The sequence below is a fragment of the Pseudomonas sp. LA5 genome (genome assembly GCF_028640825.1).
GTDB lineage: Bacteria > Pseudomonadota > Gammaproteobacteria > Pseudomonadales > Pseudomonadaceae > Chryseomonas > Chryseomonas aestiva.
The window spans coordinates 1-12,035 of sequence record NZ_JAQYZY010000057.1 but is presented as its reverse complement, the minus strand read 5'-3'; the positions used below and the strand labels follow the sequence as shown (position 1 = coordinate 12,035).

Sequence of the window (12,035 nt, the reverse complement as noted above, 5' to 3'; positions counted from 1 at the left end):
GCGACCATGGCGATCACGCGCTTTGCGGCTGTCGCGCTCGCCCTGCTGGTCGGTGGCCTCGCCGGCTGCGTGACCGAGGGTGATCGCAACCCCATGGATACCCGCCAGGGACGGATGCAGGCCCGTGATGCCTATATCCAGCTCGGCCTCGGCTATGTCCAACAGGGCAATACCGAGCAGGCCAAGGTGCCGCTGAAGAAGGCCCTGGAGCTGGATTCGTCCAGCGCCGACGCCCATGCCGCGCTCGGACTGGTGTTCCAGGCCCAGGGCGAAACCGACCTGGCCGATCAGGAATACCGCCTGGCCCTGCGCGAGCGGCCCCACGATGCCCGCATCCTCAACAACTACGGCAGCTTCCTCTATGAGCAGGGGCGCTACAAGGATGCCTACGAACGCTTTACCCAGGCCGCCGAGGACAGCCTCTATCCGGAGCGCGCCCGGGTGTTCGAGAATCTCGGCCTGACCGCCCTGCGACTCAATCAGGTCGACTTGGGCAAGGAAAATCTGGAAAAATCCCTGCGGCTGGATCGCAATCAGCCCAGGGCTCTGTTCGAATTGGCTCAATTGGCCTACCAGACGCGCGATTACGTGCCGTCCCGGAGCTATTACCAGGCCTTCAGCCAGCTAAGCCCCCAGGATGCCCGCAGCCTGCTGCTCGGGATCCGTCTTGCCGAGGTGTTCAATGATCGCAACACCGCCGCGAGTTACGCCCTGCAGCTGAAGCGCCTCTACCCGAACTCACCTGAATATCGTCAACTTCAGTCGGAGCAGAAATGACCGCAGTGCAATCCGAAGCGGTACACGCCGGACGGGGCAATCCCGGTGAGATCTTGCGTCAGAAGCGGCTGGAGCTTGGCTGGAGCCAGGCCCAGGTCGCTCAGAATCTCAATCTCAGCGAGCGCATCATCGAGCAGCTCGAGTCCGGCAACTATCAGCAGATGCCGGGGCACACCTTTGCCCGCGGCTACACCAAGGCCTATGGCAAGCTGCTCGGCCTGGACCAGATCGAGCTGGTGCGTACCTTCGACGGCTATACCGGCACCGATGCCAAGGGCAGCACCGTGCACAGCCTGGGGCGTCTCGACGAGCCGGTGCGGCTGTCGCGCAATGTCCTGAGGTTCGTCAGTTTCATCCTGGTGGTGCTGATCATCGCCATGGGCCTGTTCTGGTGGCAGGAGCGCAGTCGCCAGGCCTCCAGCGCCAGTGCCGTGAGCATGGAGCATGTCGAGGTCGAGGGCGCCGACGGCAAGACCGAGATCCATCCCATCGACGAGCCGGAAGAACAGCCCCCGGTCGCCGCCCAGCAGCCGGCGACCACCGTGCCTTCCCCGGTGGGCACGCCCATGCCGGATGCCAATGCCGTCGCCGCCATGACGGCACCTACCGCAGCGCCCACCCCGGCCCCGGTAACGGGTTCGACCACGCCTGCTCCCACGGCGCCCACCGCTGCGGCCCCTGCCGCGCCGGCCAGCGCGCCTGCCGCGGCGCCCGTCGCCGGCAGCGACAGCCTGAACATCCGGTTCACCGCCAGTTGCTGGACGCAGGTCAGCGACGGTACCGGCAAGATCCTCTTCAGTGGCGTGAAGAAGGGCGGCGAGAGCCTGGATTACGCCTCGATCAAGGCACCGGTGAACATCCGTCTCGGTTTCGCCCGCGGTGCCCAGATCTCCTACAACGGCCAGGTCGTCGACCTCGCGCCCTACACCAAGGGCGAGACCGCCCGCATCAAACTCGGTCAGGCCGGACAATGACGTCCGGCGACCCCATGGGAAACCAGCATGCATAGCGAATCGCCCATCAAACGTCGGTTGTCCCGCAAGATCTGGGTCGGCTCGGTGCCGGTCGGCGGCGATGCCCCCATCGCCGTGCAGAGCATGACCAACACCGAAACCTGCGACGTCGATGCCACCGTGGCCCAGGTCCAGCGCCTGCAGGACGCCGGTGCCGACATCGTGCGCATCTCGGTGCCCGACATGGACGCCGCCGAAGCCTTCGGTCGCATCAAGCAGCGGGTCAGCCTGCCGCTGGTGGCCGACATCCACTTCGACTACAAGATCGCTCTGCGCGTCGCCGAGCTGGGTGTGGACTGCCTGCGCATCAACCCGGGCAACATCGGTCGCGAAGACCGGGTCAGGGCGGTGGTCGACGCGGCCCGCGAGCGCGGCATCCCGATCCGCATCGGCGTCAACGCCGGTTCGCTGGAAAAGGACCTGCAGAAGAAGTACGGCGAGCCCACCCCGGAAGCCCTGGTGGAGTCGGCCATGCGCCACGTCGACCACCTGGAGAAGCTGGACTATCCGGACTTCAAGGTGAGCGTGAAGGCCAGTGACGTCTTCATGGCCGTGGCCGCCTATCGCCAGCTGGCCACCCGCATCGAGCAGCCGCTGCACCTGGGCATCACCGAAGCCGGTGGCCTGCGCTCGGGTACGGTGAAGTCCGCCGTGGGTCTGGGCATGCTCTTGGCCGAAGGCATCGGCGACACCATCCGCATCTCGCTCGCGGCCGATCCGGTCGAGGAGATCAAGGTCGGTTTCGACATCCTGAAATCCCTCCGCCTGCGTTCGCGGGGCATCAACTTCATCGCCTGCCCGAGCTGCTCGCGGCAGAACTTCGATGTGGTCAAGACCATGAACGAGCTGGAAGGGCGCCTGGAGGACCTGCTGGTCCCCCTGGACGTCGCGGTGATTGGCTGCGTGGTCAACGGCCCCGGCGAAGCCAAGGAGGCGCATGTCGGCCTGACCGGGGGGTCGCCGAACAACCTGGTGTACATCGACGGCAAGCCGGCTTCCAAGCTGAACAACGACAATCTGGTGGACGAGCTGGAAGGGCTCATCCGCCGCAAGGCGGCCGAAAAGGCCGAAGCGGATGCCGCACTCATCGCGCGCAGCTGAAAGATCAAGGAATAAGGCCCTTTCGTGAGCAAGTCCCTGCAAGCCATCCGTGGCATGAACGATATCCTGCCGGAGCAGACTCCGGCCTGGCGCTACCTGGAACGTACCTTCGCGACGCTGCTCGACGGCTATGGCTACCACGAGATTCGTCTGCCCATCATGGAGTTCACCGAACTCTTCGCCCGCGGCATTGGCGAGGGCACCGACGTGGTCGACAAGGAGATGTACACCTTCCTCGACCGCAACGAGGAGTCCCTGACCCTGAGGCCGGAAGGCACCGCGGGTTGCGTGCGGGCCGTGCTCGAACACGGCATGACCGGCGGTGGCCAGGTGCAGAAGCTCTGGTACGCCGGGCCGATGTTCCGCTACGAGAAGCCGCAGAAGGGCCGCTATCGCCAGTTCCACCAGATCGGCGTCGAGGTCTTCAACCTGCCCGGTCCGGACATCGACGCCGAGCTGATCGTGCTCACTGCGCGCCTCTGGCAGCGCCTGGGTCTGACCGACGCCGTCACCCTGCAGCTCAACAGCCTGGGTTCCAGTGCCGATCGCGTGCGCTATCGCGAAGCCCTGGTGGCCTATCTGCAGGACCGCTTCGAGCAGCTCGACGAAGACAGCCAGCGCCGCCTGACCACCAATCCGCTGCGCATCCTCGACAGCAAGAACGCCCAGACCCAGGCGCTGCTGCAGGACGCCCCGACCCTGGCGGATTATCTGGACGACGAATCCCGCGCCCACTTCGACGGCCTGAAAGCCCGCCTGGACGCCGCCGGCATCCGCTACCAGATCAATCCCAAGCTGGTACGTGGCCTGGACTACTACGGCCGTACCGTCTTCGAGTGGGTCACCGACAAGCTGGGTGCCCAGGGCACCGTCTGCGCCGGTGGCCGCTACGACGGCCTGATCACCCAGTTCGGTGGCAAGCCCACCCCGGGGGTCGGCTTCGCCATGGGCGTCGAGCGCCTGGTGCTGCTGCTGGAAACCCTGGAGCGGCTGCCCGGTGATCTGCAGCGCCCCGCCGATCTCTATCTCTGCGCCTTTGGCGAGGCGGCCGAACTGGCCGGCCTCAAGCTGGCCGAGCAGCTGCGCGACGCCCGTCCCGACCTGCGGCTGCTGGTCAACGCCGGCGCCGGCAGTTTCAAGAGCCAGTTCAAGAAGGCCGACAAGAGCGGCGCGCTCTGGGCGATGATCCTGGGCGACGACGAATTGGCTACGCAACAGGTGGCACTCAAGCCGCTGCGTGGCGACGCGCCCCAGGAAAAGGTCGACTTCGCGGCCCTGGCCGCCCGTCTGGACGAGATTTTGCCCCCGGCCGGTTCCGGTCGCGGGAATTGAGGAGAACGGATTTGAGTTCCATCGACGACGACAATCTGGTGGTCGCCAAGGCCTGGTGGCAGCGTAATGGCAAGCCGCTGCTGGCCGGTGGCGTCATCGCCCTGGTGGCGGTACTGGGCTGGCAGGGCTGGCAGCGCTATCAGAACAACCAGGCGCAAGGCGCCTCGGTGCTCTATCAGCAGCTGGTGGAAGCCGCTCTGGCGCCCGGCGGCAAGGTCGACACCGCACGGGTGACCGATACCTACGGCAAGCTCAAGCAGGATTATTCCGGTACCGCCTACGCCCAGTACGGCAGTCTCTTCGTCGCCAAGGTGGCGGTGGAGAACAATCGCCTGGACGACGCCGCCGCCGAGCTCAAGGCCGTGGTGGACAAGCCCCACGACGCCGAACTCGGCGAGCTGGCGCGTCAGCGTCTGGCCCGGGTGCTGGCGGCCCAGGGCAAGGCCGAAGAAGGCCTCAAGCTGCTGGATGGCGAGGCACCCAAGGCCTATGTCGCCAATCGTGAAGAATTGCGTGGCGACCTGCTGGTGGCGCTGAAGAAGCCGACCGAGGCCCGCGCCGCCTATGAAAAAGCCCGCGCCGCGCTGCCCAACGATGCAGCCGAAGGCGTGCTGCAGATGAAACTCGATGATCTCGCCAAAGGAGACGCCTGATGTTGCGCTGGAAGCCTATCGCGGTACTGGGTCTCGCCCTTGCGGTCGTCGGGTGCAGCAGCACCGGCAAGAAGGAATTGCCGCCGGCCGAGCTGAAGGACATCAAGGCCGAAGTCCGGCTGGATGAAGTCTGGAGTCGCTCGGTGGGCGACGGCCAGGGCAAGGAATACAACCGCCTGGTACCGGCTGTGGACGGCCAGACGATCTTCGCCGCCGATGCCGATGGCCGGGTCATGGCGATGAATCGCGAGACCGGCCAGGTGCTGTGGAAGAAGGACCTGGACCTGCCGGTGTCCGGTGGGGTGGGGGTCGGCTCCGGCCTGGTGCTGGTCGGCACCCTGCGTGGCCAGGTGATCGCCCTCGACAGTGCCAGTGGCGACGAGAAGTGGCGCGCCCAGGCGTCCAGCGAAGTGCTGTCCGCCCCGGTGGTCAACAACGACGTGGTGGTGGTGCAGTCCCAGGATGACAAGCTGCAGGCCTTCGAGCTGGGCAGTGGTACCCGTCGCTGGATCTACGAAGACACCCAGCCGGTGCTGAGTCTGCGCGGTACCGGTGCGCCCCTGGTCACCAACCAGGTGGTCATGGCCGGTTTCGCCAGCGGCAAGGTGGTCGCCCTGGACGTGCAGCGCGGCCTGCCGCTGTGGGAACAGCAGATCGCCGTGCCCAAGGGCCGTTCCGAACTGGAGCGGATCGTTGACGTGGACGGTGGTCTGTCGCTGTCGGGCGACACCCTCTATGTGGTCAGCTACAACGGCCGCGTGGCCGCGCTCAATCCGGCCAACGGCCAGATCCTCTGGCAGCGGGACGCCTCCAGCTACGACGGCGTGGCCGAAGGCTTCGGCAACGTCTACCTGAGCCTGGACAACGGCACCGTGGAAGCCGTCGAGGAATCCTCGACTTCTTCGCTCTGGACCAATGCCGATCTGGCCCGTCGCCAGCTCACCGGCCCGGTGGTCTGGTCGAGCAACGTGGTGGTGGGCGACTACGCCGGCTACATCCACCTGCTGAGCCAGGTCGATGGGCGTTTCGTCGGTCGCACCAAGGTCGACGGTGACGGCGTCCGGGTACGGCCACTGGTCGTCGGCGACATGCTCTATGTTTACGGCAATGGCGGTAAACTCGTCGCCTATCGTCTGCGCTAGAAACTATTATCCTCAACCGATGGCCGCTACCGTGAAGTTCGGTAGCGGCCATCGTGTTTTCTGCTCTGGGAGAGCCGCATGGTTCCCGTAATTGCCCTGGTGGGGCGGCCGAACGTCGGCAAATCCACGCTTTTCAACCGCCTGACCAAGACCCGGGACGCCATCGTCGCCGACTTTGCCGGCCTGACCCGCGATCGCAAGTACGGCGAAGCCAAGTGGCAGGGACGCACCTACATCGTGGTCGACACCGGCGGTATCTCCGGTGACGAGGAAGGTATCGACCTGAAGATGGCCGAGCAGTCGCTGCAGGCCATCGAAGAATCCGATGCGGTGCTGTTCCTGGTGGACTCCCGCGAAGGCATGACCGTCGCCGATCAGATGATCGCCGAGCACCTGCGCAAGCGAAACAAGCGCACCTTCCTGGTGGCCAACAAGGTCGATACCGTCGACCCGGATATCGCCCGGGCGGAATTCAGCCCGCTGGCCATCGGTGACGCCTATCCCATCGCGGCGGCCCACGGGCGCGGCGTGAACAACCTGCTGGAAGACGCCCTGGGCGTCTTTCCCAAGGATGAGGTCGAGGTCGAGGAGCTCACCGAGGAGCAGGTGCGCGCGGCCGCGGAGGAGGGCGGTGACGTCTTCCGTCGCGTGCAGGGCATCGACGAGACCACCGGCATCAAGATCGCCGTGATCGGCCGGCCCAACGTCGGCAAGTCGACGCTGGTCAACCGCATGCTCGGCGAAGAGCGGGTGATCGTCTATGACCAGGCCGGCACCACGCGCGACAGCATCTATATCCCCTTCGAGCGCAACGAAGAACGCTACACCCTGATCGACACCGCCGGCGTGCGCCGCCGTGGCAAGGTCTTCGAAGCGGTCGAGAAGTTCTCGGTGGTCAAGACGCTGCAGGCGATCCAGGACGCCAATGTGGTGATCTTCGTCATGGACGCCCGCGAAGGCGTGGTCGAGCACGACCTCAACCTGCTCGGCTTCGTGCTGGAGACCGGGCGTGCCCTGGTGATCGCCCTCAACAAATGGGACGGCATGGAGTCCGGCGAGCGCGACTACGTCAAGACCGAACTGGAACGCCGGCTGCTGTTCGTCGACTTCGCCGACATCCACTTCATCTCGGCGCTGCATGGCACCGGCGTGGGCCATCTGTACAAGTCGGTGCAGCAGTCCTTCGCCTCGGCCACCACCCGCTGGCCGACCAGCCGCCTGACCCAGATCCTCGAGGACGCGGTGCAGGAGCACCAGCCGCCAATGGTCAGTGGCCGGCGCATCAAGTTGCGCTATGCCCACTTGGGCGGTGCCAACCCGCCGCTGATCGTCATCCACGGCAACCAGACCGATGCGGTGCCCAAGTCCTATACCCGCTATCTGGAAAAGACCTATCGCCGGGTGCTCAAGCTGGTGGGTACGCCGATCCGTATCGAGTACCGCGGTGGCGAGAACCCCTTCGAGGGCAAGAAGAACACCCTGACCGAGCGCCAGGTCAACAAGAAGCGCCGGTTGATGAGCCACCACAAGAAGGCCGAGAAGAAGCGCAAGGACAAGCGCCGGTAGACCGGCAGGACGTTGCGCAGGGAAGGGGGCTCAGGGGAGCCCCCTTTTTTCTTTGGTAGAGGGTTGGGGTGAAGGTGCCCCTCGCGCACCGAACTGCCCCCTCTCCCTCTGGGAGAGGGTTGGGGTGAGGGCGTCCCCGCGGATTCATCAGTGGAAAAGGCTGCGCCGTTTTCCACGCTACGGGGTAGCCTCCCGGCTTGGCGCGGCGGCCTCCTTGGGCACTGGCCGACCCCCTCTCCCCCTGGGAGAGGGTTGGGGTGAGGGCCTGCCCCGCGCCGGCGCTTCAAGGAAAAGGCCACGCGCTTGCCCTCACCCTGGCGCTTTCCCCAAGGGCGAGGGGATGCCTGAATTGACCGCTGCGCCCAGGCGTTGGCCCGGCAAGACTTGCCCTCGCGCGCAAAAAATCGCAGTCTGCCGATCTCCTTCCAGCCAGATCCGTGCCCGCGCGATGATCCAGAGCAAGCTTCCCGACCTCGCCGTCACCATCTTTACCCGCATGTCCCAGCTCGCCGCCCAGACCGGTGCGCTGAATCTGTCCCAGGGCTTTCCCGATTTCGACGGCCCGGCCGAGCTGCTCGCGGCGGTCGGTCGCCATGTCGCGGCTGGTCACAACCAGTACGCACCCATGACCGGACTGCCGGCGCTGCGCCAGCAGGTGGCGGCGAAGGTCGCCCGCTTCTATGGTCGAGAGGTGGATGCCGAGGCCGAGGTCACCATCGTGCCCGGGGCTACCCAGGGCCTGTTCTGCGCTCTCCAGACCCTGGTGCGGCCAGGCGACGAGGTGATCGTCTTCGATCCCTGCTACGACAGCTACGAACCCTCGGTGCAACTGGCCGGCGGACGCTGCGTGCACGTGCCCCTGGCGCTGCCGGGCTTCGCTATCGACTGGACGGCACTGGAAGCCGCCCTGAGTCCGCGCACCCGCGCCATCGTGCTCAATACCCCGCACAACCCGAGTGGCGCCCTGGTTAGCGCCGCCGAGCTGGACCGCCTGGCCGCGCTGATCCGCGGGCGCGATCTCTACCTGGTCAGCGACGAGGTCTATGAGCACCTGGTCTATGACGGCGAGTGCCATGCCAGCGTCATCGCCCACGACGAACTCTATGCTCGCGCCTTCTTGATCAGCTCCTTTGGCAAGACCTATCACGTCACCGGCTGGAAGACCGGCTATGTGGTGGCGCCGCCGGCGCTGTCGGCCGAGTTGCGCAAGGTGCACCAGTACGTGAGCTTCTGCGGGGTGACGCCGATCCAGGGCGCCCTGGCCGATTTCATGGCCGCCCATCCCGAACACCTTAGCGAGCTGCCGGCCTTCTATCAGGCCAAGCGCGATCTCTTCTGCGATCTGCTGGGTAACTCGCGCTTCAGCTTCCAGCGCGCCGCCGGAACCTATTTCCAGGTGGTCGACTATTCCGCCATCCGCCCGGATCTGGACGACGTGGCCATGGCCGAGTGGCTGACCCGCGAGCATGGCGTTGCCGCCATTCCGCTGTCGGTGTTCTACCAGACGGCGCCTGCGGACCTGCGTCTGGTGCGCTTCTGCTTCGCCAAGCGCGAAGACACCCTGTGTCAGGCAGCGGAGCGGCTATGTGCGATCTGACCCCCACCCGGGACCTGCGCCTGGCGCTGGTGCAGAGCGAACTGGCCTGGCACGACCCGGCCGCCAACCGTGCCCATTTCGAGGCGCTGCTGACGGAAGTCGGCGAGACCGATCTGATCATCCTGCCGGAGATGTTCACCACCGGCTTTTCCATGGAATCGGCAGCCCTTGCCGAGCCCGCGGATGGGCCGACAGCGGTCTGGATGCGAGAACAGGCGCAGCGTCTCGGCGCGGTGGTCACCGGCAGCCTGATCGTGCGGGACGCGGACGGGGAGCACCGCAATCGCCTGCTGTGGGCGACGCCGGATGGCGAGTTGCAGCACTATGACAAGCGCCATCTGTTTCGCATGGCCGGCGAGCACGAGCACTATACCCCGGGCGAGCAGCGGCTGCGGGTGACCCTCAGGGGTTGGCGAATCCGCCCGCTGATCTGCTACGACCTGAGATTCCCGGTGTGGAGTCGCGCCCAGGACGATACCGACCTGCTGCTCTATGTCGCCAACTGGCCGGCGCCGCGGCGCGGGCACTGGAATCGCCTGCTGCCGGCGCGGGCCATCGAGAACCTCTGCTATGTCGCCGCGGTGAATCGCCTCGGCAGCGACGGCAATGGCCATCCCTATGCGGGCGACAGCCAGGTGCTGGACTTCCAGGGTGACCCCCTGATCGAGGCCGGCGCGGAAGCCGGCATCTTCCACACGACGCTCTCGGCTGCCGCCCTCACAGCCTATCGCCAGCGCTTTCCGGCGCAGCGCGATGCCGATGCCTTCCGCCTGGACTGATCAGGCCCAGAAGGGCGCTGGCTGGGCGGCGTGCTGGTGGATCAGGGTGACGGCCCGGTCCACGTCCGCCGCGGTGGTGTAGCGGCCCAGGCTGAATCTGTAACTGCGTGCGGCCTGTTCAGGGGTGAGCCCCAGACCCAGCAGTACATGGGAGGGCGCCGCCTTGGCCGAACTGCAGGCCGAGGTGGTCGAGAAGGCCAGCTGGCGCTGCAATGACGCGGTGTCCAGCGGCGTGGCGAAGGTCAGATTCAGGGTATGGGGAATGCGCTGACGGGCACAGCCATTGAGCTGCATGCCGGGCAGCGTCTGCACCCCGGTCAGGAACCGCTCGCGCAGCTGGCCGAGTCGCTCGTTCTCCCGCGCCATGGCCTGGCCGGCGAGGGCGAAGGCGGTACCCATGCCGACGATCTGATGGGTGGCCAGGGTGCCGGAACGCAGCCCGCGCTCGTGGCCGCCGCCATGGATTTGCGCTTGCAGGGCACCCTCGGCACGCGGACCCACATAGAGGGCGCCGATGCCCTTGGGCCCATAGGTCTTGTGCGCGGAAAAGGACATCAGATCGACTTCCAGGCCGGTCAGGTCGAGGGCGACCTTGCCGGTGGCCTGGGCGGCGTCCACGTGGAAGAGGGCGCCACGGGCGCGGACCAGCCGGCCGATGGCGTCGATGTCGGTCAGGGTGCCCAGTTCGTTGTTCACCACCATCAGCGAGACCAGGCAGGTGTCCGCCCGCCAGGCCTGCTCGACGGCGGCGGGGGTGATCAGACCTGCCGCATCAGGCGTCAGGTAGGTGACGGTGAAGCCCTCGGCTTCCAGTTGGGCCGCGGTATCGAGCACCGCCCGGTGTTCCAGGCAACTGGTGATCAGATGGCCGCGCCCGCGACGGCGAGCCACGCCGAGCAGCGCGAGGTTGTTGGACTCGGTGGCACCGGAGGTCCAGACCAGCTGCTCGGGCCGGGCGCCGACCAGATCGGCCACCTGCTGGCGAGCGGTGTCAACGGCGCGCTGGGCGTCGTTGCCGAAGGCATGGCCGCGAGAGGCGGGATTGCCGAAGACGCCCTGCCGACCCAGGCAACCCAGCATGGCTTCGATGACGACATCGTCGACAGGGGTGGTGGCGGCGTAATCGAAATACAGGGGATAAGCGTCCATGGCGGCCTCGCGCGTTTGAGTGAAACTAGGCTAACGCTCACGCTCGTGAAGAAATTTGCTTTTTTATCTCTTATTGGCGTTTTCAGGAGAATAGAATTCTCTTAAATAGCTTTTCTGGAGAAAGCCATTTCATGGATCGCTTCGATCGCGCCATCCTCGAGATCTTGCAGCAGGACAGCACCCGACCGGTGGCCGATATCGCCGAGCGCATCGGCCTGGGCACCACCGCCTGTTGGCGGCGGATCCAGAAGCTGGAGGAGCAGGGGGTCATCCGCGCCCGGGTGGCGCTGCTCGATCCCCGGCAGCTCAACGTGGGGGTGACGGTGTTCGTCTCGGTGCGCACCAACCAGCACGCCATGGACTGGCTGCAGCGCTTCCACGAGGCGGTGGCGGCCATTCCGGAGGTGGTCGAGCTCTATCGCATGGCCGGCGACACCGACTACCTGATGCGTATCGTGGTCCCGGACATCGCTGCCTACGATGGCGTCTACAAGCGTCTGATCCAGGTGCCGGGATTACTGGACGTCAGCTCCAGCTTCGCCATGGAGCAGATCAAGTACAGCACGGCCTTGCCGCTGGATTATGTGCGGTAGGAGCTGATGAAGATCGTCGCGTGGAAAACGGCACAGCCTTTTCCACTCTTGATATCGGCTGCGTGGGATCACCCTCACCCCAGCCCTCTCCCGGAGGGAGAGGGGGTTGTCCGAGCGGGCGCTGGGCTTTGGCGGCCAGGTATATCATCAGCGGCTGCAGAAGTGACTGATGCGTAGCGTGGAAAACGGCGCAGCCTTTTCCACAGGGACATTGGCTGCGTGGGATCACCCTCACCCCAGCCCTCTCCCGGAGGAAGAGGGGGTTGTCCGAGCGGGCGCTGGCCTTTGGCGGCCAGGTATATCATCAGCGGCTGCAGAAGTGACTGATGCGTA

The 12,035-nt window shown here is 65.8% G+C and carries 11 protein-coding genes; 10 read left to right on the top strand and 1 reads right to left on the bottom strand.

Annotation, left to right across the window (positions count from 1 at the left end; translation table 11 throughout):
- Positions 1–6: 6 nt before the first annotated feature.
- From pilW to PVZ72_RS21080, 9 genes are all read left to right on the top strand, one after another.
- Complete coding sequence (gene pilW / locus PVZ72_RS21120) at positions 7–777, top strand: type IV pilus biogenesis/stability protein PilW (RefSeq protein WP_133862764.1); 771 nt, start codon at positions 7–9, stop codon at positions 775–777.
- A complete protein-coding gene (locus PVZ72_RS21115; protein WP_133862763.1) occupies positions 774–1,751 on the top strand; it encodes a RodZ domain-containing protein in 978 nt (325 codons plus the stop codon). The genes pilW and PVZ72_RS21115 overlap by 4 nt, the downstream gene beginning before the upstream one ends.
- A gap of 27 nt (positions 1,752–1,778) precedes the next feature.
- Complete coding sequence (gene ispG, locus PVZ72_RS21110; RefSeq protein ID WP_133862762.1) at positions 1,779–2,891, top strand: flavodoxin-dependent (E)-4-hydroxy-3-methylbut-2-enyl-diphosphate synthase; 1,113 nt, start codon at positions 1,779–1,781, stop codon at positions 2,889–2,891.
- 24 nt (positions 2,892–2,915) lie between these two features.
- Positions 2,916–4,223 (top strand): histidine--tRNA ligase, encoded by a 1,308-nt coding sequence (gene hisS, locus PVZ72_RS21105; protein ID WP_208692288.1) that lies wholly within the window; start codon positions 2,916–2,918, stop codon positions 4,221–4,223.
- A gap of 11 nt (positions 4,224–4,234) precedes the next feature.
- Positions 4,235–4,876, top strand: a complete 642-nt coding sequence (locus tag PVZ72_RS21100; protein WP_133862760.1) for a tetratricopeptide repeat protein — start codon at positions 4,235–4,237, stop codon at positions 4,874–4,876.
- Positions 4,876–6,018, top strand: a complete 1,143-nt coding sequence (gene bamB / locus PVZ72_RS21095) for an outer membrane protein assembly factor BamB (protein WP_133862759.1) — start codon at positions 4,876–4,878, stop codon at positions 6,016–6,018. The genes PVZ72_RS21100 and bamB overlap by 1 nt, the downstream gene beginning before the upstream one ends.
- Before the next feature lie 78 nt (positions 6,019–6,096).
- Complete coding sequence (gene der / locus PVZ72_RS21090) at positions 6,097–7,584, top strand: ribosome biogenesis GTPase Der (RefSeq protein ID WP_158892845.1); 1,488 nt, start codon at positions 6,097–6,099, stop codon at positions 7,582–7,584.
- A 448-nt stretch (positions 7,585–8,032) separates the two neighbouring features.
- Positions 8,033–9,181 carry a pyridoxal phosphate-dependent aminotransferase gene (locus tag PVZ72_RS21085; protein ID WP_273862939.1) on the top strand — a complete coding sequence of 383 codons (1,149 nt, stop codon included), beginning with the start codon at positions 8,033–8,035 and terminating at the stop codon, positions 9,179–9,181.
- Positions 9,169–9,960 (top strand): amidohydrolase, encoded by a 792-nt coding sequence (locus tag PVZ72_RS21080; RefSeq protein ID WP_273862938.1) that lies wholly within the window; start codon positions 9,169–9,171, stop codon positions 9,958–9,960. The genes PVZ72_RS21085 and PVZ72_RS21080 overlap by 13 nt, the downstream gene beginning before the upstream one ends.
- Here PVZ72_RS21080 and PVZ72_RS21075 read toward each other — a convergent pair whose 3' ends face one another.
- On the bottom strand, positions 9,961–11,109 hold the full coding sequence (locus PVZ72_RS21075) for an aminotransferase class V-fold PLP-dependent enzyme (RefSeq protein WP_187980091.1): 1,149 nt from the start codon (positions 11,107–11,109) through the stop codon (positions 9,961–9,963).
- Positions 11,110–11,240: 131 nt separating this feature from the next.
- Between PVZ72_RS21075 and PVZ72_RS21070 the strand changes: the two genes are divergently transcribed.
- Positions 11,241–11,702 (top strand): Lrp/AsnC family transcriptional regulator, encoded by a 462-nt coding sequence (locus tag PVZ72_RS21070; RefSeq protein ID WP_133862755.1) that lies wholly within the window; start codon positions 11,241–11,243, stop codon positions 11,700–11,702.
- The last annotated feature ends 333 nt before the right edge of the window (positions 11,703–12,035 follow it).